The sequence below is a fragment of the Aeromonas sp. QDB20 genome, from assembly GCF_027707805.1.
Taxonomy (GTDB): Bacteria; Pseudomonadota; Gammaproteobacteria; order Enterobacterales; family Aeromonadaceae; genus Aeromonas; species Aeromonas dhakensis.
This window is the reverse complement of the sequence record NZ_JAPCJC010000022.1, coordinates 43,203-65,843: the sequence shown is the minus strand read 5'-3', so window position 1 is coordinate 65,843 and position 22,641 is coordinate 43,203. Positions and strand designations below refer to the sequence as shown.

At 60.7% G+C, this 22,641-nt stretch carries 18 protein-coding genes; 11 read left to right on the top strand and 7 right to left on the bottom strand.

All coding sequences use genetic code 11. The annotated features are described in order from the left end of the window. Positions 1 to 574 precede the first annotated feature (574 nt). The 7 genes from PG897_RS19045 (at position 575) to PG897_RS19015 (ending at position 11,689) form a co-directional block, all read left to right on the top strand. Positions 575 to 2,731: an AAA family ATPase gene (locus tag PG897_RS19045; protein WP_065371222.1), complete on the top strand. Its 2,157-nt coding sequence runs from the start codon at positions 575 to 577 to the stop codon at positions 2,729 to 2,731. 756 nt (positions 2,732 to 3,487) lie between these two features. Continuing rightward, on the top strand, positions 3,488 to 3,772 hold the full coding sequence (locus PG897_RS19040) for a hypothetical protein (protein WP_236660784.1): 285 nt from the start codon (positions 3,488 to 3,490) through the stop codon (positions 3,770 to 3,772). 10 nt (positions 3,773 to 3,782) lie between these two features. Further along, positions 3,783 to 5,477 carry a potassium-transporting ATPase subunit KdpA gene (gene kdpA / locus PG897_RS19035; protein WP_201882046.1) on the top strand — a complete coding sequence of 565 codons (1,695 nt, stop codon included), beginning with the start codon at positions 3,783 to 3,785 and terminating at the stop codon, positions 5,475 to 5,477. A 55-nt stretch (positions 5,478 to 5,532) separates the two neighbouring features. Next, positions 5,533 to 7,590 (top strand): potassium-transporting ATPase subunit KdpB, encoded by a 2,058-nt coding sequence (kdpB, locus tag PG897_RS19030; RefSeq protein WP_201882045.1) that lies wholly within the window; start codon positions 5,533 to 5,535, stop codon positions 7,588 to 7,590. Positions 7,591 to 7,748: 158 nt separating this feature from the next. Further along, complete coding sequence (locus PG897_RS19025; RefSeq protein ID WP_201882044.1) at positions 7,749 to 8,276, top strand: potassium-transporting ATPase subunit C; 528 nt, start codon at positions 7,749 to 7,751, stop codon at positions 8,274 to 8,276. 102 nt (positions 8,277 to 8,378) lie between these two features. Then, the gene (locus PG897_RS19020) at positions 8,379 to 10,967 is read left to right on the top strand and encodes a sensor histidine kinase (RefSeq protein WP_017780325.1); all 2,589 of its coding nucleotides are present in this window, start codon (positions 8,379 to 8,381) and stop codon (positions 10,965 to 10,967) included. Positions 10,968 to 11,005: 38 nt separating this feature from the next. Further along, positions 11,006 to 11,689 carry a response regulator gene (locus PG897_RS19015; protein ID WP_017780324.1) on the top strand — a complete coding sequence of 228 codons (684 nt, stop codon included), beginning with the start codon at positions 11,006 to 11,008 and terminating at the stop codon, positions 11,687 to 11,689. A 4-nt stretch (positions 11,690 to 11,693) separates the two neighbouring features. Here the strand turns inward: PG897_RS19015 and PG897_RS19010 are convergent, their stop codons facing one another. Next, positions 11,694 to 12,821: a multidrug effflux MFS transporter gene (locus PG897_RS19010; protein WP_201882042.1), complete on the bottom strand. Its 1,128-nt coding sequence runs from the start codon at positions 12,819 to 12,821 to the stop codon at positions 11,694 to 11,696. A gap of 92 nt (positions 12,822 to 12,913) precedes the next feature. Between PG897_RS19010 and PG897_RS19005 the strand changes: the two genes are divergently transcribed. Then, entirely contained in the window at positions 12,914 to 13,738 is an 825-nt protein-coding gene (locus tag PG897_RS19005) for an AraC family transcriptional regulator (protein WP_005307115.1), read from the top strand. On the opposite strand, the gene PG897_RS19000 is transcribed toward PG897_RS19005, so the two are convergent. Then, positions 13,668 to 13,901, bottom strand: a complete 234-nt coding sequence (locus tag PG897_RS19000; RefSeq protein ID WP_201882041.1) for a hypothetical protein — start codon at positions 13,899 to 13,901, stop codon at positions 13,668 to 13,670. The genes PG897_RS19005 and PG897_RS19000 overlap by 71 nt on opposite strands. A gap of 282 nt (positions 13,902 to 14,183) precedes the next feature. Between PG897_RS19000 and PG897_RS18995 the strand changes: the two genes are divergently transcribed. After that, positions 14,184 to 15,434 (top strand): valine--pyruvate transaminase, encoded by a 1,251-nt coding sequence (locus tag PG897_RS18995; RefSeq protein ID WP_201882040.1) that lies wholly within the window; start codon positions 14,184 to 14,186, stop codon positions 15,432 to 15,434. Between the two features lie 76 nt (positions 15,435 to 15,510). Here PG897_RS18995 and PG897_RS18990 read toward each other — a convergent pair whose 3' ends face one another. Both PG897_RS18990 and PG897_RS18985 read right to left on the bottom strand, forming a co-directional pair. After that, complete coding sequence (locus tag PG897_RS18990; RefSeq protein WP_017766633.1) at positions 15,511 to 15,951, bottom strand: Hsp20 family protein; 441 nt, start codon at positions 15,949 to 15,951, stop codon at positions 15,511 to 15,513. Positions 15,952 to 16,044: 93 nt separating this feature from the next. Further along, positions 16,045 to 16,458: an Hsp20 family protein gene (locus PG897_RS18985; RefSeq protein WP_010635612.1), complete on the bottom strand. Its 414-nt coding sequence runs from the start codon at positions 16,456 to 16,458 to the stop codon at positions 16,045 to 16,047. A 236-nt stretch (positions 16,459 to 16,694) separates the two neighbouring features. Between PG897_RS18985 and PG897_RS18980 the strand changes: the two genes are divergently transcribed. After that, entirely contained in the window at positions 16,695 to 17,399 is a 705-nt protein-coding gene (locus PG897_RS18980; protein ID WP_017785136.1) for a helix-turn-helix transcriptional regulator, read from the top strand. Positions 17,400 to 17,465: 66 nt separating this feature from the next. Continuing rightward, entirely contained in the window at positions 17,466 to 17,843 is a 378-nt protein-coding gene (locus PG897_RS18975; RefSeq protein ID WP_201882039.1) for a VOC family protein, read from the top strand. Positions 17,844 to 17,943: 100 nt separating this feature from the next. On the opposite strand, the gene gyrB is transcribed toward PG897_RS18975, so the two are convergent. From gyrB to dnaN, 3 genes are read right to left on the bottom strand one after another with little or no spacing between them, the layout of a single operon-like run. Then, a complete protein-coding gene (gyrB, locus tag PG897_RS18970) occupies positions 17,944 to 20,355 on the bottom strand; it encodes a DNA topoisomerase (ATP-hydrolyzing) subunit B (RefSeq protein ID WP_017766631.1) in 2,412 nt (803 codons plus the stop codon). Continuing rightward, entirely contained in the window at positions 20,352 to 21,455 is a 1,104-nt protein-coding gene (recF, locus tag PG897_RS18965; protein ID WP_017787844.1) for a DNA replication/repair protein RecF, read from the bottom strand. Before recF ends, gyrB begins: the two co-directional genes overlap by 4 nt. A 2-nt stretch (positions 21,456 to 21,457) precedes the next feature. Next, positions 21,458 to 22,561 (bottom strand): DNA polymerase III subunit beta, encoded by a 1,104-nt coding sequence (gene dnaN / locus PG897_RS18960; protein ID WP_005307138.1) that lies wholly within the window; start codon positions 22,559 to 22,561, stop codon positions 21,458 to 21,460. Between the last annotated feature and the right edge of the window lie 80 nt (positions 22,562 to 22,641).

Below are 22,641 nucleotides of genomic sequence, written 5' to 3'. Positions count from 1 at the left end.
AGGGTACCACCAATCAGCAGTTGGCCACCTCTCGCCATTCATCCATGAGTGTCGCACTTATTATCTGAATTCCCGAAGTACCACATCGCCAATCGAGTTTTCCAACACTTCTTTTTGGATGTTCCCTGACAAGTTCTCCCAGAGCGAGTCAGCCCCACTATCACAAGTCTTTCTGCCTCCCCTTATTTCGCCTTTAAGCAACCATGTGGCGCCTATTATTGGCATCATCATCTAGATTGCCGTGACCGAAAAAGATGCGAACAAATTCCTGATATGAGAGCATCAGACCTTCTTGGCATCAGGGACGAGTAACAACGTGAACCATCAACGGACAACGAGTTCCACTGCAAACACCAAGCCAAGAAAGAGATTTTCTTGGCACATATCGGGTTATGACTCCCAGACCCGAGAAGGTTGCTCTTATTGGCCTATCTATCTCAATAGTGGAAATAGTCTTCGTCCATACCAGCTAGAGACAATGCTGCTTGCATAGGTGGTAACCCCGGTCCCCAAGCCTTAATTCGATTACCATGGGTATCTTGGAGTTAGATTTGCTCATGTCAAGGACAGCCAAATGATCGAAAAAATTCTGCTTCGCAACGTATCCAGTTACTCCCCTGACTCAACGGTGTCCATTGACCCACTCAAGCGCGTGAGCTTATTTTACGGTCAGAATGGGACGGGCAAGACCACCATCGGTAATTTCCTTCAGACCCCTGCTCAAGCCTGCTATAGCTTTTGCAGTGTGGAACCTGCAAAGACCGGTCGGGAGGTATTGGTCTACAACCATACGTTCATGGAGAAGAATTTCCATGCTGTCGCATCCCAGCCTGGAATTTTCACCCTAAATGAGGGCAACATTGAGGCTGAGGCAGCCCTTACAGCGGCCGAGGCAGCAATCACCAATCTGACAGTTGCCCATGATACTGCAATGGAGAAGGGCGCTAACTGCAAGAAGGCTCAGGAGCAAGCCCGTGAGGCACTACTGGACAGTATTTGGAAGCCCAAGCGTGACTTTGATAACACCGCACTGTCTTACTGCTTCAAGTCGCTCAACACCAGAGAACGGTTACTTGATGCAGTCCAGCGCGTCCCGCTCGTAGCAACTTCTGACACCATCCAGGGACTGCTAAACGAAGCGGCAGAGCTTAACGAGGCCAGTGCTCAGGAGCAGCCTAGAATTACCCCTATCACCTTCCAAGCGAATGAGCTGGAAGCTGATCCGATCATGCAAGAAATTATCACTGGGTCGGGAGATTCCTACCTTTCTGCGCTAATTCAGCAATTGGGTCATTCGGACTGGGTCAAACAGGCACTGCGCTATGAGGCCGAAGCAAAAGACCAGTGCCCACTGTGCCAACAACTCTTGCCGCAGGATTTTTATGCTGAGATTCATAAGGTCTTCGACAAAACCTATGAGCAACGCCTTGGTGTACTGCAACAACTAGAAAACCAATATCGAGGCGCGGTGGATCAATTCCTGAGGCGATGCGAGGCTCCGGAATATCAACTGCAAGCTATAAAACTCCATGTCACCAAGCTTCACGCTGTATTTCAGAAAAACCTGCAATCCCTCACCACAAAAGTCGCCAGCCCGTCCGTCACTATTACGCTGGAGCCTACGGCACCTCTAGTGGCCGAACTGAACAATGAAATCGCAGCTGAACAGCTGAAAATAGACGCTATCAACGCAAAAATAAGAAACAGGAAGCAGTATCAGGAGGACGTCAAACGACGCTTCTGGAACTGGTATAGGGCCTCATGTAACGCCGCATTTGTAGCATTCGAAAAGATCGACAAGGAGCAGGGGCGCCAACGCCAGGTTGCCAGGGATGAGGTTCAGACTCTGAGGGATCACATTCAGTCACAACGCGAAATCATCGCCCAATCTAGGGCTGCCATCACGAATATCGACCAATCGGTCGAGAGTATAAATAGTTGGTTGCGAGTGCTGGGTCTGAAGGGGTTTGCGCTAATCAAAGAAGAAGGCCTAGTGCCGCAATATCGTCTTGAGCGCCCAGGTCAGACTGAAGGGGTTTTCAGAACGCTAAGCGAAGGTGAGAAAACGCTGATCTCGTTTCTCTACTTCCTTGAGGTCTGTAATGGAGAGTTGGACACCACCACTGGAAAGCTCAAACGTGATCGCATCATCGTTATTGATGACCCGATATCGAGCCTCTCCCATAACTACGTCTACGACATTGCATCACTGATCAGGCGGCAGGTTCTCACACCGAGCAACCGGTTCAAGCAAGTGATCATCCTGACGCATAATCTGTTCTTCTTCCACGAGATGACCAAGCTATTGAAGGATGAAAAAGAAAAATCCCTAGCCATGTTCCGAATCACCAAGTCTGAATACAGTTCGGTAGTGGCCATGGAAGAGCGAGAAATCCAAAATGACTATCAAGCCTTCTGGCAAACCATCAAGGATGCATTGCAAGGCCGAACATCCCCTAATGTGATCCCGATCATGATGCGCAATATCTTGGAATACTACTTCAGCTTCGTGCATCAGACCCCCAGCTTGAACAAGGCGTTGACTGAACTTAGCGAGGAAAATCCAGAGTTCAGGGCGCTTTACCGCTACATCAACCGTGAATCACATGCCGACTCAGTTAATCTCACTGATTTCGGTGAAATCAATCCAGTAACCTTTGTTGCGCGATTCAAGGACGTGTTCATCAAAACAAATTTTGAATCACATTTTGACAAGATGATGACCTCATGACTTGGCAGAGAACACATTATTGATACTCATAACAAATACCAATGCCATATTGTCACAATGCTTCTTAGGAGATGGGATCCTCAACATATACTGCTTCCAAACTTTGAAACTGAAATGCTAGAATTGTGCCCGTAGCTACCGCTTAGGTGCTCCGTTTCGCCTGACTATCCATGTTGCTAAGCATTGCACATAGGGTGTGATGGCTATCAGCAGTTAGCTGAGAACAAAATGGAGACTAGGCAATGTCTATACACGCCAAAATTGTACCGGTTCGCCAGTACAATCGTTTCCGGTTCGGGCGTTGGGAGTCTGTGTGCAAGCACATGCGCTCTCTGCCTAACCGGTAAATGAATAGCCCTTGGCGGTAGCTGCTCCTCATATTTCTAGTTCGCAATATCCATTTCTATTGCTTGCTCCGGAATTTCACTTCTTTGCACGGTTTCCCCATCTCTCTCGCCACAAAGTTCCTAATTCAGCCAATCAATACGTGTTCAAAGTCATAGCGGAATAGATCGGCTAAGTGTTAGCTGGGAAACCATGACATGATCATCAGATGTCTTTAGAGCACAATGCAGTATCCGTCGCACAGCACATCATTTTCTGGAAAAACAGCTCTACAGGGTACCAAAACTAGTCAAAATCTCTGCATTTCTGGAAAAGCTAGAAATCGGTAGCCTAGCAGCTGCCTGCAAGGCTATGCAGAGTTTTTTCTAATCAAACGTGTGGAAGTAAGCCAAGACCATGCGATAAGCATGTTTGAAGCAGGCCTGTCACTATCAGGTCAGCCTCAGCGACTTGCAACCAAACCCGGCTCAGGCCGGGTTTTTCGATCTTTCTCCTCCCTCAAATAGCACCCACACCTGCTTTTTTACGCCGATTTTACGCCTGCCAAATCCGGCTTTATGGCGCCTTTACGCCGGTTATTCCTACCATTTGGTCGTCAATTACACCAATGGAGTCGATATGAATTGGCTATATCTGCTGCTGGTCCTCGCCCTCGCGGGCTATCTGCTGCGCGCCCTTGCGCGCACCCATGAGTGAGGAACCGGATATGTGGCAAGAGATCATCTATCCCGTCGCGTTCGTACTGCTGGTGCTGCTGCCGGCGCCTCTGCTTGGCAACTACCTGTATCGGGTATTTGAGGGCAAGAGTCGCTGGCTGGCTCCCGTCGAGCGCGCCACCCTGGCCTGCTGCGGCACGGACGGGCGCGAGCAGGACTGGAAGTCCTACGCCCTCAGCCTGCTGGCCTTCAACGGCGCCGGCTTCGGCCTACTGTTCCTGATCCTGCTGGCGCAGGGGCTACTGCCCCTCAACCCGCAACAGCTGCCCGGGCTGAACTGGCAACTCGCCTTCAACACCGCGGTCAGCTTCATGACCAACACCAACTGGCAGGCCTACTCCGGCGAGGCCAGCCTCTCCTACTTCAGCCAGATGGTGGGGCTCACCACCCAGAACTTCGTCTCGGCCGCCACCGGTGCCGCCGTCGCCATCGCCCTATTCCGCGGCATCGCCCGCCAGCAGACGACCCACCTCGGCAACTTCTGGCAGGATCTGGTGCGCTTCTGCCTCTACGTGCTGCTGCCGATGGCGCTGATCCTGGCGCTGCTGCTGGTCTGGCAGGGGGTACCCCAGAGCCTGTCTGCCTACCTGCCGTTCCACGCGCTGGAAGGCCAGGAGCAGCTGTTGCCGCTCGGCCCGGCCGCCTCCCAGATCGCCATCAAGCAGCTCGGTTCCAACGGCGGCGGCTTCTTTGGCGTCAACTCGGCCCATCCGTTCGAGAACCCGACCGCCCTCTCCAACTGGCTGGAGATGGTCGCCCTGCTGACACTGGCCGCCGCCATGGTCTGCACCCTGGGTCGCTACGTGAAGGACCTGGCCCACAGCCGCGCCATCCTTGTCGCCATGACCCTGATGATGGTGATCGGGCTCTTCGTCTCCATCACCCAGGAGCTGAAACCGGACCCCGCCCTCGCCCAGCTCACCACTGACGCCAGCAGCATGGCCGGCAACTGGGAAGGCAAGGAGAGCCGCTTCGGCCCCGTGCTGTCCAGCATCTGGGAAGTGGCCACCACCGCCGCCTCCAACGGCTCGGTCAACGCCATGCACGACAGCTTCACACCTCTCGGCGGCATGGTCGGCATGATCAACATGCTGCTCGGCGAGGTCATCTTCGGCGGGGTCGGCTCCGGCATCTACGGCATGATGCTGTTCGTGTTGCTGACCGTGTTCCTGTGCGGCCTGATGGTGGGGCGTACCCCGACCTATCTGGGCAAGCGGCTCGGCATCACCGAGATGAAATGGGTGGTCGCCAGCATGCTGGTGATGCCGGTCGGGGTATTGGTGATCGGCGGCATTACCCTGCTGATGCCGGACTCCGCCACCGTCATCGGTCACGACGGCCCCCACGGCCTGTCCCGGCTGATCTATGCCTACGCCTCGGCCGCCGGCAACAACGGCTCCGCCTTCGCCGGCCTGGCCGCCGCCGACAGCTGGCAGTGCATCGCCATCGGGCTGGCCATGCTGCTCGGCCGCTTCGGCTACATCATTCCGGTGCTGGCCATCGCCGGCCAGCTGGCCCGCGCCCCGCGCCAGGAGCGAAGCGAGGGGGACTTCCCCGTCAGCGGCCCGCTCTTCATCACCCTGCTGATCGTCACCGTGCTGCTGATGGGGGGCCTCTCCTTCCTGCCGGTGCTGGCGCTGGGTCCGGTGGCGGAACACCTGAGCCTGCTGGGAGGTGCCTTCTGATGCTGCACACCTCACTGATCGCCGTGGTCAACTATTCGATGCTGGGAGCTTTCCAATGAGCAAGTCCGCTTCAATGAGCACCGACACCCTCAAGGTGAAGGGCAAGAAACAGAAATCACAGATCATGCAGGCCATGGTGGAAGCCCTCTATCGCTTCAACCCCAGGGCGCTGCTCGGCAGCCCCATCCTGTTCACCCTCTGGCTGGCGGCCGTGATGGCCAGCGTGGAATCCCTGCTGGGGCAGCCTGTCTCCGGCGTTGCCCCTTCACTGGCCTGGCAGCTGACCGCCTGGCTCTGGCTCACCCTCTGGTTTGCCAACTTCGCCGAGACCCTGGCCGAGGGGCGCGGCAAGGCGCGGGCCGACAGCCTGAAGGCGGGCATGAGCCAGCTCAGGGCGCGCCGGGTCACCCATCCGCAGGATGACAAGGGGGAGTGGGTGCCAGCCACCAACCTGCGCAAGGGCGATCTGGTGCTGGTGCGCAGCGGCGAGATGATCCCCGCCGACGGCGAAGTGGTCGCCGGCATCGCCTCGGTCAACGAGGCCGCCATCACGGGGGAGTCCGCCCCCGTCATCCGCGAGTCGGGCACCGATCGCAGCGGCGTGACCGGCAACACCACCGTCGTCTCCGACGAGATCTGGGTGCGCATCAGCAACAATCCGGGCGAAAGCACCCTGGATCGGATGATTGCGCTGGTGGAAGGGGCCAAGCGCCAGAAGACCCCCAACGAGATGGCGCTGGACGCCCTGCTGGTGGGACTGACCCTGATCTTCCTGCTGGTGGTGGCCACCCTGCCCTGGTTCCTCGACTACAACGGCACCCAGGTGCCCCGGCTCTACCTGCTGGCGCTGTTCATCACCCTGATCCCGACCACCATCGGCGGTCTGCTCTCCGCCATCGGCATCGCCGGCATGGACCGGCTGGTGAAGCTCAACGTGATCGCCAAGTCGGGCCGGGCGGTGGAGGCCGCCGGCGACGTGCGCACCCTGCTGCTGGACAAGACCGGCACCATCACCTTCGGCAACCGGATGGCGGATGAACTGATCCCGGCCCCCGGTATCGATCCGGCCCTGCTGGCCCAGGCCGCCATGCTGGCCTCGCTGGGTGACAACACGCCGGAGGGCAAGTCCATCCTGACCCTGGCTGGCAAGAGCCACACCAGACCGAGCCAGCTGGAGAGCGACATCATCATCCCCTTCAGCGCCGAGACCCGGCTGAGCGGGCTGGATCGCAACGGTCATCAATATCGCAAGGGGGCAGTGGACGCCGTGCTGCGCTACCTCTCCCTCGATCGCAAGGCGGTGCCCGAGCCCATCCTCAAGTCGGTCGACAGCATAGCTCGCCAGGGCGGCACCCCGCTGCTGGTCTGCACCCACGAGAAGCTGCTGGGGGTGGTGTTCCTCAAGGACATCATCAAGCCGGGCATCAAGGCCCGCTTCCAGATCCTGCGCCACATGGGGATCCGCACCGTGATGATCACCGGCGACAACCCGCTGACCGCCGCCGCCATCGCCGCCGAGGCCGGGGTGGACGACTTCATCGCCGAGGCGACACCGGAGAAGAAGCTGGCCTACATCCGCCAAGAGCAGGCCGACGGCCGGCTGGTGGCCATGTGCGGGGACGGCGCCAACGACGCCCCTGCACTGGCTCAGGCCGACGTGGGGCTGGCCATGAACGAGGGCACCCAGGCCGCCAAGGAGGCGGGCAACCTGGTGGATCTCGACTCCAACCCCACCAAGCTGCTGGACGTGGTGCTGGTGGGCAAGCAGCTGCTGGTGACCCGTGGCGCCCTGACCACCTTCTCCATCGCCAACGACGTGGCCAAGTACTTCGCCATCCTGCCGGCCCTGTTCATCGCCGCCTATCCACAGTTGGGGGCGCTGAACCTGATGCAGCTGGGCAGCCCCGAGAGCGCCATCCTGTCGGCCATCATCTTCAACGCCCTGATCATCGTCGCGCTGGTGCCGCTGGCCCTGCGCGGGGTCAGCCTGCAGGGCACGGCGGCCAGCCTGCTGCGTCGCAACCTGCTGCTCTACGGTGTCGGTGGCCTGATCGTGCCCTTTATCGGAATCAAGTTGATCGACCTGGTTATCACCGGCCTGGGGCTGGTGTGATGAAAACGCAGCGCAATGGTATCCACGGCCAGATCGTGCACCCATGCATGGGCATCAAGCTGATCGACCTGGTCATCACCGGCCTGGGGCTGGTGTAACGGCATCACCGGATGCGGGGCAGACCCGCATCCACCCAACGCATTTGGAGCAAGAAAATCATGATAGCAATCAGAACCCTGCTGACCCTGACCCTGCTGCTGGGGGTGGCTTATCCGCTGGCCGTCACCGGGCTGGCCCAACTTATTTTCCCCTGGCAGGCCAACGGCAGCCTGCTCACCAACGACAAGCAGCAGGTAGTCGGCAGCGCCCTGCTGGCCCAGAAATTCGAGCGGGCCGACTACTTCCACTCCCGCCCCTCCGCCAGCGACTTCGCCACTATAGGTGGCGGCGCCAGCAACCAGGGGATGAGCTCGCCGCTGCGGGCCGAATTTGCCGCTACGACGGCCAAAGAGCAGCCGGAAGCCAGGGTCCCCGCCCTGCTGACCCGCTCCGCCTCCGGCCTCGATCCCCATCTGCCGCTCGATGCGGTGCTGGCTCAGGTGGAGCGGGTCGCCGAGCAACGGGGGCTGGATCCCGTTCGGCTGACGGAGCAGGTCAAGTCGGCGGCACAAGCTGGTATCCTTGGCCCGCAGGTGGTCAACATTCTCCAGTTGAACCTGCAACTCGATCATCAAAAGGGCGCCTGAGGGCGCTCCTTGCCGTTCGGGGAGGCTCTCGTTCGACAACGGGGACAAGCATGAGCAATGAGGTCACGGCCGCGGTTCGGCCGATGGAACGGGAGCGCGGGGATGCGTGATGAAGTGAGGGCGGACGCCCTGCTGGCGAGCCTGGAACAGGAGCACAGGGGCAAGCTGAAGGTGTTTCTCGGCGCCGCCCCCGGCGTGGGCAAGACCTACGCCATGCTGCAGGCGGTGCGGGAACAGGCCAAAGAGGGGGTCGACATCCTGATCGGGGTGGTGGAGACCCATGGTCGCCAGGAGACCCTGGCCCTGCTCGACAAGCTCGCCATCCAGCCGCGCAAGCTGCACCTGCACCGCCAGCAGCGGTTGGAGGAGATGGATCTGGACGGCCTGCTGACCCGCAAACCCGCCATCGCCGTGGTGGACGAGCTGGCCCACAGCAACGCCCCCGGCAGCCGCCACGAGAAGCGCTGGCAGGATGTGGAGGAGCTGCTCGGCGCCGGCATCGACGTCTACACCACCCTCAACGTGCAGCACCTGGAGAGCCTCAACGATCTGGTGTGGCAGCTGACCGGGGTCAGGGTCAAGGAGACCCTGCCCGACCAGGTGCTGCTGGAAGCCGACAGCCTGGTGCTGATCGACCTCCCCCCCAAGGAGCTGCTCGGCCGTCTCAAGGAGGGCAAGGTCTATGTGCCCCACCAGGCCAAGGCCGCCCTGCAGTCCTTCTTCTCCCTCAACAACCTGACCGCCCTGCGGGAGCTGGCGATGCAGACCGCCGCCAGCCACGTGGAGGGGGATCTGCAACTGCAGTGGCAGGCCGCCGGCAAGACCACGCTGCCGCTAAGAGGCAAGCTGATGGTCTGCCTCGGCGACGAGCACGGCGCCGCCCTAGTGCGCTACGGCCACCGCTTCGCCCAGCGCCGCCAGCTGCCCTGGCTGGTGGTGCACGTCGACAGCAAGGGGCAGCGTTCCGCCGAACAGGAGCAGGCGCTGGCGCTCGCCTCCCAGCTGGGGGCCAAGGTGCTGACCCTCTCCAGCCCGGCGGTGGCCGACGCCCTGCTGGAGACCGCCGAACAGCAGCAGGTGTCGCAACTGCTGCTGGGCAAACCCCACAAGGCGCCGTGGCGCCGCTCGCTGGTGCAGCATCTGCTCAGGCAGGCACAGGGGCTCGAGATCACCCTGGTGGATACCGAGAAACGCAAACCCGGCCTGAACTGGCAGCCGCTTCACCCCAAGGACATTCGCCAGAGCCTGCTGGCGGTGGTCATCATGGGGACCACCTCGGCCGCCGTCTGGGGGCTCTCCCACTGGCTGCCGCCCGCCTCCCTGCCCATGCTGTTCGTGCTGGGGGTACTGGCCACCGCGCTCACCACCAGCCTGGTGCCCGCCATCCTGGCCGCCGTGCTGGGCTTCGTCGGCCACAACCTGCTGTTCACCGTCCCCTACTTCTCCCTCAGCGTCGCCAGCCACAGCGACCTGCTCACCCTGTTCGTGCTGCTCATCGTCGGCATCACGGCCGGGCGGCTCGCCTCCCGTCAGCGCCAGCAGCTGGTCGGCCTGCGCGAGACCCAGCAGCTGGGCAATGCCCTGCTCTCCCTGAGTCAGGGGTTGGCCACCGCCAGCAGTCCGGTCGAGGTGCTCAGGCAAGGGAGCCAGGCCATCTCGCTGGCACTGGGCCAGCCGGTGTTTGCCCTCGATCGGCACTACCAGTACTGGGCCGGCTCGACCGAGCACAAGCCGGGGCAGACCGACAAGGCGGCCATCGACTGGTGTCTGGCCCAGAAGCAGAGCGCCGGCGCCCACACCGCCACCCTCAACGCGGCCGAGGCCCAGTACCATCACCTCAGCGATGAGCTGGTGCTGGGCATACTGCTGGCCAATCCGCTCGCCTCCTCGGCCGAGCATCAGCTGCAGGCGCTGCTCACCGATATCCGCGCCGCCCTGGCCCGGATCGACCTCAACGAGCGGCTGGCCGACAGCCAGCTGCAGGCAGAGACCGACCGGATGCGCGCCGCCCTGCTCTCCTCAGTCTCCCATGATCTGAAGACGCCGCTCGCCACCATCATGGGCGCCGGTAGCACCCTGCTGGAATATGGTGACCGGATCAGCAGCGAAGACCGCAGCGAGCTGTTGCACTCGGTGCAGGAGGAGGCGCGCCGCCTGCACAGCTATGTGCAGAACCTGCTGGACATGACCCGCATCGGCTCACCCGACTTCCAGCTGAAACGGGACTGGGTCGATCTTGCGGATCTGGTGGAGAATGCCCGCCGCCGGCTCGACTCTTCCTGGCGCCAGCACAAGCTGCTGGTGCACTTCGATCAGCAGATCCCCCGCCTCTATGTGCACGGCGCCCTGATCGAGCAGGTGCTGGTCAACATCCTCGACAACGCCTCCCGCTACTCGCCGGCCGGCACCCCCATCGAGTTCAAGGTGATGCTGGCGGACCCCGACCTCATCATCGACATCATCGATATCGGGGTCGGCATCGCCGAGTCGGACCGCGACAAGATCTTCAACCTCTTCTACACCCAGCCGGTCGGTGATTGCGGCAGCCGTGGCACCGGGCTTGGCCTCGCCATTTCCCGCGCTATGATAGAGGTCCATGGGGGCCGCATCTGGGCCTTTTCCGGCCCCAACGGCAACGGCACCTGCATGCGCATCTCCCTGCCGCTGGCCCTCAATGCTCCGGCGGCCTGATGGTCGCCGCCCTTTTTCATCAGCGAGCTGGAGGTTGAATGGCTCACATACTGGTCATCGACGACGAGGCGGCCATCCGCCGTTTTTTGCGGATCAGCCTGATCGCCGAAGGCCATCAGGTCAGCGAGGCCGTTGGCGTCAACGAGGGTGTGGCGCAGTATCGCCACCTCAACCCCGACCTGGTGATCCTGGATCTGGGCCTGCCGGATGGGGATGGTCTCCAGGTGTTGCAGGCCATTCGCGAGCACCATCAGCATCCGGTACTGGTGCTGTCGGCGCGGGACTCGGAGCAGGAGAAGGTGCGGCTGCTGGATGCTGGAGCCAATGACTACATGAGCAAGCCGTTCGGCGTCGGCGAGATGATGGCCCGTATCCGGGTGCTGCTGCGCCAGCGGGCCGGGGTCAGCAGCGGTGAGTGCCGCCACTTCCCCCAATGCGGGCTGACCCTGGACAGCAGCAGCCACAGGGTCACCCTGGGGGAGGAAGAGGTGGCCCTCTCCCGCAAGGAGTTCGCCCTGCTGCAGGCGCTGGTGTGCCACCCCGGCAAGCTGGTGCTGCAGACCCAGCTGCTCAACGACATCTGGGGGCCGAGCCACAAGGAGGACACCCACTACCTGCGCATCGTCATCGCCAGCCTGCGCAAGAAGCTGGGGGATAACCCTCAAGACCCCGCCCTTATCGAGACCGAATCCGGCATCGGCTACCGCTTTATCGGCAGCTGATGTTTCACGTGGAACGACGCCAGCAACAACACAGGGCCAACAGACCGCATCCACCGAGCAGCAGACCGAGATCCTGCAAGCTGGCTGCAACCGCCAACCCCAGGCTGAGCAGCAGGTAGTAACCGAGCCCGAACAGGGCGCCGGCACTGCCCGCCACCTCCCTATAGGCCAGCAGCGCCTGGCTCAGCACATTGGGGATCGCCAGCCCGAATGCCACTACCACTCCCGTCATGGGCAGCAGAAACCAGAGCGACGCCTGACTCGCCCACACCAGCCAACCCGAGCCCAGAGCCAACACGGCGGCGAGCCGGATCAGGGAGGCAGGCGACCAGCCAAGCCCCAGCAGACGCTTGTTGAGCAGACTGCCCCCCAGGGTCGCCAGTGCCAGCACGATACCGGAGTAACCAAACTCACCCGCGCTCAGCCCCAGCCCGGCAAACAGAAATGGCGCCAGACTGTAGTAGCCGAACAGCATGGTATTGAACAGCGCCACCAGAGCGGCGCTGCGCCACAAGCCGGTATCACGCACCATCCGGCATGCCAGCGGCCAGAGTGCCACTCGCTGGGTGGTGATCGGCCGGGTTTCCGGCAACTGCCGGCTGGCCATCAGCAACAAGCCGACTGCCAGCGCCAGCAGGGCGCCAAATACCCCGAGATAACCAAAACCATCGGCCAGCAGGCCGCCGCTCACCAGCCCCAGCACCGGGCTCAGGGAGAGCGCTATGCCCATCACCGAGAAGACCCGCGCCAGATCGCTGCCCTGATAGCTGTCGCGCAGCATGGTCTGGGTCACCACTGAGCCCACGGCGGCGCCGAAAGCCGCAATGACCCGGGCCAGCAGCAGGGTTTCAAACTGGGTGGCCAGCAACGCCAGCAGGGTGCCGGCACCATAGGTCAGCAAGCCCGCCAGCATGGCTGGGCGCCGACCGATGAGATCGCACAACCGACCCCAGCAAACCACGCCCGCCGCAAACGCCAGAAAATAGACCGACAGGGTCTGGGATGCCTGCCCCTCGCTCACCCGAAACTCAGTGGCGATATGGGTCAGTACCGGGCTGTAGATGGTCTCCACTATCTGCGGAAACATCATCAGTCCGACCACCAGCCAGAGCGGTGGCAACTTGTTGTTCATGACAAACCTCCTTCACTAGAGGCCGTCATTCTAGAGTGACGCCAGATGTCTGATTACAATAAGCAGGACTATAAACATCAAGAATCGGACACATGGCCTTTATTCTTCCCGATCACCCTTTTGATCCGGACCAGCACGACGGCAGTGCCATCGGGATCGCCGCCGCCCTCGGCTGGCACGACTCTGGCCGCCACCAGCACAGGCGCCATCAGCTGCTGTTCGCCCAAGCTGGCTGCATGACCATAGAGCTGGACGATCAGGTCTGCCTGCTGCCGCCGACGCGGGCCGCCTGGTTGCCGGCGGGTCTGCCCCATCGGGTGCTGATGCGCGGGGTGGTGGCCTATCGCTCCCTCTACTTCCAGCCGGAGCCCGGCTTGCCGGCCGAGATGGCGGTGCTGGCGGTCAACCCGCTGCTGCGGGAGATCATCGAACGGATGGCGCTCTGGCCGTGGGACAAGCCGGAGGCAGAGCAGACCTGCACACTGGCATTATTGAAAGAGGAGCTGGCGCAAGCACCGCGGGAATCCTGGCAGTTGCCGCTGCCGTCAGACGTGCGTCTGGCCGGCTGGCTGCAGGAGGTGAAACAGGGCGACGCCCTGCCCGATCGGCTCAACCGGCTGGCCGAACGGGTGGGTGCCAGTGACAAGACCATAGGCCGCATCTTCATGCGGGAGACCGGCATGAGCTACCAGGCCTGGCGTCAGCAGTGGCGACTGCTGCGTGCGCTGGAGCTGCTGGCCGAAGCCGAGCCCATCAGTCGGGTGGCGGCTGCGCTGGAGTTTGCCAGCGACAGCGCCTTCATCGCCTTCTTCAGGCAACACACGGGGCAGACCCCCTTGCGCTATCTCAACTCTCGGGGTGAGTCGCATCGGCCGAGCTCGCCTCCACCACCAGGGTATCCAGCGCCAGCGGCTTGAGGTTGTGGATCGCCTCCTCCACCACGGCATGGGAAGCCTGCTGCTGCTGGGCCAAAACCTCCTGCTCCAGCTTGACGCTGTCCAGTTCGGGTCTGGGGTATTCGTCGGCCATGACGTTCAGGCTCAGGCTGCTGGCAATCAAGGTTGCGATCAGGATTTTCATCTGGTGTGCTCCGGTGTGGTTGAGATGACCAGATAACTATTCCAATTGTCGTGCCACATCTATAACAGCATGATTTTGTTTAAATTAATTGTTTTTAGATAATAAATGGCTCCAGTTGGAAAACACCCTGTGGTCAGGGTTGAACCAACAAGTGGTTATTTTCACCACACTAGATTTTGCCTGCTGTTCCACGTGGAACGTCCCATTTTTTTGATCGACACCCGCTTTTAAACTGAGCTATGGTGCTAGCTCCCCCGTAACTGACTCTGGATCTGTCACCGAATGGAATTTTCCTTGTTCGGCGAGAAGTTCACTCGCCATGCCGGTATTACCCAACTCATGGATGACCTTAATCAGGGGCTGACCAATCCGGACGCCATCATGCTGGGTGGCGGCAACCCAGCCCCCATCCCCGCCATGCTGGAACGCTTTCAGGCCGAGGCCAAGAGCCTGCTCGACAACGGCGAACTGATCAAGGCCATGGCCAACTACGACGGCCCGCAAGGCAAGGACAGGTTCACCAAAGCGCTGGCGGCCCTGCTCAGCAAGGAGCTGGGTTGGGAGATCTCAGCCCGCAACATCGCACTGACCAACGGCAGCCAGAACGCCTTCTTCTATCTGTTCAACCTGCTGGCGGGCGAATTTGCCGATGGCCGCAAGAAGAAGGTGCTGTTCCCACTCGCTCCCGAGTACATCGGTTATGCCGACTCGGCTCTGGCCGACGACTACTTCGTGGCCTACAAACCCACCATCGAGAAACTGCCCGACGGCCAGTTCAAGTACCACGTGGACTTCGAGAGCCTGCAGGTGGGTGACGACATCGGGGTGATCTGCGTCTCCCGGCCGACCAACCCGACCGGCAACGTGCTCACCGATGAAGAGATCGAGCACCTCGATCAGATCGCCCGCGACAAGGGCATTCCGCTGCTCATCGACAATGCCTATGGCGTCCCCTTCCCTGGCATCATCTTCAGCGAGGCCAAGCCGTTCTGGAACGCCAACACCATCCTCTGCATGAGCCTCTCCAAGCTGGGGTTGCCGGGCACCCGCTGCGGCATCGTCATCGCCGACGAGAAGATCATTCAGGCCATCACCAACCTGAGCGGCATCATCAATCTGGCACCGGGCAGTCTGGGCCCCGCCATCACCATTCCGATGATCGAGAGCGGCGAGATCATCGCCCTCAGCGAGCAGGTGGTGAAACCCTTCTATCGGCAGAAGGCGGAGCTGGCGGTGCAACTGCTGCGCGAAGCGATCCCCGATCCGCGCTTCCACATCCACAAGCCGGAAGGCGCCCTCTTCCTCTGGCTCTGGTTCGAAGACCTGCCGATCCACTGTCAGGAGCTGTACGAGCGACTGAAGGCGAAGAACCTGCTGATCGTGCCGGGTCACTACTTCTTCCCCGGCATTGATGACCCGGAGTGGCGTCACAGCCGGGAATGCATCCGCCTCAACTACTCCCAGAGCGAGGAGCTGGTGCGGCGCGGCATCGCCATCCTGGCCGACGAGATCAACGCCCTCTACGCCGGCTAAGCGCCAGTCAGGCGAACAAAAACAGAGAGGCCTGCGAATGCAGGCCTCTCTTCTATCAGCTGGTCAGCGGTACTGTTTAGCCGGGCAGCGCCAGCTGTTCGGGCTTGCCGATGGGGATGGCGCGGGGCTTGAGCGCCTCCGGCAGCTCGCGGGCCAGCTCTATGGTCAGCAGGCCATGCTCCAGCTTGGCACCTTGCACCTCTACATGCTGGCTCAGCTTGAAGGCGAGCTCGAAGTCCCGCTCGGCGATCCCCTGATGGAGGAACTGGCGCTCGCCCATGGAGGCGACCTTGCGCCCCTTCACCTTGAGGGTGCCGTTTTCGGTCTCCAGCTCCAGCTCATTGCGCTCGAAACCGGCCACGGCAACCGTGATGAGGTAGCTGTCGTGATCGCGTTTTTCGATGTTGTACGGGGGGTAGGCCGAGGTCTTCTGATCGAACAGGCCTTCCAGCTCACGGGCCATCCGCTCGAAGCCGACGGCATTGGAATAGAGATGAGAAAAATCGAGGTTACGCATGATCCTATCCTTCTATAAAGCAACAGGGTTTACTCTCCACGGGCCCGTCAATCGGCACCCGGGAAACATCAACAATGCAACGAGGTCAGGCTGTCAGCCGTTGATCTCGATCTTGCGGGGCTTCATCGCCTCGGGCACTTCGCGCACCAGGTCGATGTGCAGCAGACCGTTCTTCAGATCGGCCCCCTTCACCCGCACATAGTCGGCCAGCTGGAAGCGACGCTCGAAGCCGCGTTCGGCTATGCCTTGATAGAGGTAGTTACGCTCGGTATCGGCCTGCTTGTTGCCCTTCACCGTCAGCAGATTTTCCTGGAAGCTCAGCTCCAGCTCTTCCTGGGTAAAGCCCGCCACCGCCATGCTGATGCGGTAGTCGCTGTCACCCAGCTGTTCGATGTTGTAGGGGGGATAACCGGCATTGCCATTGCTGGCGGCAGATTCGATGAGATTGGCCAGACGATCGAAACCGATGGCAGAACGATAGAGCGGAGAAAAGTCGATAGAACGCATAGTATTACCCTCTTTTGAGCGATAACGGATTGTTTGCCCTCCTGATGGACGGGCACCTGGTCGAAACCTCTGTCGAGCGTTCCGGCCTTGTTATCTATATAGGGGCCCGCTTTCGGCTTTCAAGGGCTCTGATCGAAAAATCTTCTCTCCGCCCATTTGCTGGCTTTTTCCTTATTGGGCTTCCTCCCCCAGTCACAAACATGGCACCCTGAGCGGAGATCTTGAGGAGTCACATCATGTCCCGTTCCGAACGCCTGCTGGCCCTGCTGCAACTGCTGCGCGGCCACCGCTACGCCATCACCGGCAGCGAGCTGGCCAGCCAGCTTGGCATCAGTCTGCGCACCCTCTATCGGGATATCGCCACCCTGCAGGCACAGGGCGCCCACATCGAGGGGGAAGCGGGTATCGGTTATGTGCTGCGCCCCGGCTTCATGCTGCCGCCGCTGATGTTCAGCGAAGAGGAACTGGATGCACTGGTACTGGGCTCACGCTGGGTGGCGGCCCATGCCGATCATGCCCTCAGCACCGCCGCCAGCAGCGCGCTGGCCAAGATAGAGGCCGTGCTGCCCGCCGATTATCGCCAACAGCTGCATGCCAATGCCCTGCTGATCGGCACCGCTCGCGGTGACAGCCCCGTCGATGAGGCTCCGCTGCGCAGCGCCATCCGCCAGCAGCGCAAGGTGACTCTAAACTATCGGGATCTCAAGGAAGCGAGTTCGGAGCGTACCGTCTGGCCCTTCGCCCTCGGCTACTTCGACCAGGTGCGGGTACTGGTGGCCTGGTGCGAGCTGCGCCAGGGCTTTCGCCACTTTCGGGTGGACAGGATCAGCGCGATGCGGCTGGAGGCGGAGCCTTATCCTGGCAATCGGGAACGGTTGCTCAAGGAGTGGCGCGCCAGCCAGCAGATCCCGCAGCCCAGATTCATTGCTGACAGAAACTGACAGCAGGTAGCGCCATCCTGATGGGGTCGGCGCCGATGCGCCATCTCATCAGCAAGGAGCATCACCATGTTAGTCCCCCAGTTCACCATCCTCTATGTTGCCAACCCGGCCCGCAGCGCCCTCTTCTACCGCGAGCTGTTCGGCCGCCAGCCGGTGAAGGAGTCACCTACCTTTGCCATGTTCGTGTTCGAATCGGGCGCCAGACTGGCACTCTGGTCCAGCGCCACGGTCGAACCCGCTGTGACCCAAACGGCCGGGGCCATGGAGCTGGCCTTCGCCCTCCCCGATGATGCCGCCGTCGATCGCCAGTCTGCGGAGTGGCAGGCACGCGGACTTACCCTGATCCAGGCACCGACCCGGATGGAGTTTGGCTACACCTGTATGGCCCTCGATCCGGACGGCCATCGTCTGCGCCTCTACTGCCCTGCACCTGAACTGGGGTAATCGGGTTCAATGTTCCACGTGGAACGTGCCACCTCCTCCGCCAGAAAACAAAAAGCCGCTCACAGAGAGCGGCTTTTTTATATCGTACTGATGCGTCGAATTAGACGTCGAGGTTGGCAACGCGCAGGGCGTTGGTCTCGATAAAGTCGCGACGCGGCTCTACTGCATCACCCATCAGGGTGGAGAAGAGCTGGTCGGCACCGACGGCATCGTCGATGGTAACGCGCAGCATGCGACGGGCTTCCGGATCCATGGTAGTTTCCCACAGCTGGTCCGGGTTCATCTCACCCAGCCCTTTATAGCGCTGGATGTAGATGCCGCGCTTGCCTTCGCCCATCAGCCACTCGACCGCTTCGACGAAGCTGGCGACCGGCTTCACCTTCTCGCCACGCTTGATGTAGCCACCTTCCTCGATCAGGTTGGCGATCTCCTTGCCCAGCGAGACCAGCTGACGGTACTCGGAGGATTGCAGGAAGTCGTAGCTGATCGGGTATTCACGGTCGACACCGTGTTGACGTACCACGGCGTGCGGCACGAACAGACGGCGCTCTTCATCGCGGCGCACCTGCATCTGATACTGGATGCCGTGGTTGCTCTCGTTGAGCACGGCTTCCATGCTCTGGCACCAGGCCTGCAGATCGCTCTCGCTGGTTAGCAGTGCTTCGTTCAGTTCCGGCTGATAGATCAGCTGGGTCAGCACGGCTTCCGGCGCACGGCGGGACATGCGGGTGATCAGGTGGGTCACGGCGCGATGCTGGTTGACCAGACGCTCCAGTGCCTCGCCACCGATGGCCGGGGCGGACTCGTTGACGTGCAGGGTCGCACCATCCAGCGCCATGGCGGTCTGGTACTGCAGCAGCGCATCTTCGTCTTTCAGATACTGCTCCTGCTTGCCCTTCTTCACCTTGTAGAGCGGCGGCTGGGCGATGTAGACATAACCACGTTCGATGATTTCCGGCATCTGACGATAGAAGAAGGTCAGCAGCAGGGTACGGATGTGCGCACCATCGACGTCCGCATCGGTCATGATGATGATGTTGTGATAGCGCAGCTTGTCCGGGTTGTACTCGTCGCGACCGATACCACAGCCCAGTGCGGTGATCAGGGTGCCCACCTCCTGGGAGGAGATCATCTTGTCGAAACGGGCCTTCTCCACGTTCAGGATCTTGCCCTTGAGCGGCAGGATGGCCTGGTTCTTCCGGTTGCGACCCTGCTTGGCGGAACCGCCAGCAGAGTCCCCTTCCACTATGTAGAGTTCGGAGAGCGCCGGGTCTTTTTCCTGACAGTCGGCCAGCTTGCCGGGCAGACCGGCAATATCCAGCGCGCCTTTGCGGCGGGTCAGTTCGCGAGCCTTGCGGGCCGCTTCACGGGCACGGGCCGCATCGATGATCTTGTTGACCACGATCTTGGCATCGCCCGGGTTTTCCAGCAGGAAGTCGGCCAGCTTCTCGCCCATCGCCTGTTCGACTGCGGTCTTCACTTCGGAAGAGACCAGCTTGTCCTTGGTCTGGGAGGAGAACTTAGGGTCAGGCACCTTGACGGAGATAACGGCAATCAGACCTTCACGCACGTCGTCGCCACTGGCGGCAGACTTGGCCTTCTTGCTGTAGTCCTCTTTGTCCATGTAGGAGTTGAGGGTACGGGTCAGCGCGGTACGGAAGCCCACCAGGTGGGTGCCGCCATCACGCTGGGGAATGTTGTTGGTGAAGCAGTAGACCCCTTCCTGATAGGCGTCGTTCCACTGCATCGCCACTTCGACGCCGATGCCGTCCTGCTCGGTGGTGAAGTGGAACACCTTCGGGTGGATCGGGGTCTTGTTCTGGTTCAGGTACTCGACGAACGCCTTAATGCCGCCTTCGTAGCAGAAGTGCGCCTCGCGGCCGTCACGCTCGTCCATCAGACGGATGGAGACGCCGGAGTTGAGGAAGGAGAGCTCGCGCAGACGCTTGGCCAGGATCTCGTAGTGGAACAGGGTGTCGCTGAAGATGGTCGGGCTCGGCCAGAAACGCACTTCGGTCCCGGTGGTGGTGGCATCGCCGATCTGCTTGAGCGGCGCCTGCGGCTCACCCAGGTGATAGGTCTGCTCGTAGACATGACCGTTGCGACGGATGGTCAGCAACAGCTTGTCAGAGAGCGCGTTCACCACGGAAACGCCCACGCCGTGCAGACCGCCGGACACCTTGTAGGAGTTGTCATCGAATTTGCCGCCGGCGTGCAGCACGGTCATGATGACCTCTGCGGCGGAGCGACCCTCTTCCGGGTGAATGTCGACAGGAATGCCGCGGCCGTTGTCACGGACGGAGACGGAACCATCGGAGTGGATCTTGACCTGAATATCGGAGCAGTAGCCAGCGAGCGCCTCGTCAATGGAGTTATCGACCACTTCGAACACCATGTGGTGCAGGCCCGAGCCATCATCCGTATCGCCGATATACATCCCCGGGCGCTTGCGGACCGCATCCAGGCCCTTCAGTACCTTGATATTCGAGGAGTCGTAAGTATTTTCACTCATAGCTTACTCTCTGCCTTCTCTAACGTTTCGGAGATCTTGCCTTGTTCCACGTGGAACAACTTGCAGTCATTCGCATCCATCATGTCTGCGAGCTGACCGGTGTCGATGGCGGTGATGAACACCTGGGACGCACACTGCTTCAGCCTTGCGGCCAGCAAGCGGCGCTTGTCGACATCCAGTTCAGAGGCAAAATCGTCAATTAAAAAAATACAGCCACGGCTGCTATGTTGATTCAAATAGAGCCCTTGGGCCAGTCGCATGGCACAGACCAACAACTTCAACTGACCCCTGGACAAAATATCCTGAGCGGGCACACCGTTCGCCTTGAGGCGCACATCGGCCTTCTGCGGACCAACGCCCGTGTAACCCAGCGTCCGATCCCGCTCAAACCCCGCCTCCAGCAACTCATTGAGCGGGGTATCTTTTTCCCAGCCTCGATAGAATCCAAGGCTGATGTCGAACTCCGGCAAAAAGTCCGCCGTCATCTCCTTGATCAAGGGGGTAATGGCCTGACAATAACTGGCGCGAAACTCGGCCAGCTCTCCCCCCAACCGCACCAACTCCTGATCCCAGAACGCCAGTTGGCGATACTGGGTGCTCTGGCGCAGCAGTGCATTACGCTGTTTCAGCAGCCGCCGTACCCGTCCCCACAAGGAGAAGAAGGTCGGTTCCTGATGAAAAACACCCCAGTCGAGCCAGGCGCGCCTAGCCTGGGGCCCGCCGGTCAGCAGGTTGAAGCCATCCGGGTGGATCAGCTGCACCGGCAGCAGCTCGGCCAGGTCGGCCAGGCGCTGGGCCTGGGCACCGGCAATCTTTAGCTGGGTCTCGCCACTCTTGTCCTTGGCGAGGCCGATGGGAACCTGTCGCCCTTCCAGTTCACACTGGGCGAACAGGGTAAACGCCCTCTCCCCCTGGCGGATGACCCGCCCGGTCAGGTGAGTGCGAAAGGAGCGACCGAGACCGAGGTAGTGAATGGCTTCCAGCACGCTGGTCTTGCCACTGCCGTTGCACCCGACCAGGATATTGAGGCCGGGTGACAGCGCGAGACTGGCCTGCTGGATATTGCGAAAGTCGCTGAGCTGGAGTTTGACCAGGGACACGACTAGATCCGCATCGGCATTACCACGTACTGAGCATCCTGACTGTCAAAATCCTCAATAATGGCGCTGCTGATGGAATCGCTCAGGCTGATCCGGATTTGGTCACATTTTAACGTATTCAGCACGTCCAGCACATAAGAGACGTTGAAACCGATCTCCATCTCGCCGGCTTCGTATTGTACGTCAAGCAGCTCTTCGGCTTCTTCCTGTTCCGGGTTGTTGGCGGTGATGCGCAGCAGGTTTTCCTGCAGATTGAGACGCACCCCACGGAATTTCTCGTTGGAGAGGATGGCGGCACGGGCAAAGGCCTGGCGCAGATCCTCACGGCCGGCGATCAGGGCCTTGTCGCTGTTGCGCGGAATGACGCGGCGCCAGTCCGGGAAACGGCCATCCACCAGCTTGGAGGTGAAAATGAAGCCGTCGAGGGCAGCGCGCAGGTTGCTGCGGCCGATCTGCAGCCGTACCGGCTTGTCTTCCGCTTCCAGCAGGCGCACCAGTTCCAGCACGCCTTTACGCGGCAGGATGACCTGATGATCGGGCAGCGATTCGCTCACCACCTCGCGGCGGCAGGTCGCCAGCCGGTGGCCATCGGTGGCCACGGTACGCAGGCCGTGGCCCTCGCTCTCGAACAGCATGCCGTTCAGGTAGTAGCGCACGTCCTGGCTCGCCATGGAGAACTGGGTCGCGTCGATGAGTTTTTTCAGCTCCAACTGGCCGATATCGAACTCGAGCACGGATTCCCAATCCTCGATGTTCGGGTATTCGGTGGCCGGCAGGGTCGACAGGTTGAAGCGGGAGCGGCCGGAGCGGATGATCAGGCGCTCGCCTTCGGTATTGAGGCGAATGTCCGCCCCTTCCGGCAGACCGCGACAGATGTCCAGCAGCTTGCGCGCCGGTACTGTGGTGCGGCCATCCTGACTGTCGCTGTTGAGATAGACCTGACCGATCATCTCCACTTCGAGGTCGGTACCGGTCAGTGACAACAGACCGTTGCTGACATCAAGCAGCACGTTGCCGAGGATCGGCAGGGTCGGCCGGCCACCCAGGGCACCGGACACCAGTTGCAGAGGACGTAACAGGGCCTCACGGCTAATTTCGAGCTGCATCTGTGCTCTCCGTTGTGATTAGGAGTAAAGGTTTCGGATCAGGTTGGCATGTTCAAGCTGCATCTGTGCACTCAGTTCCG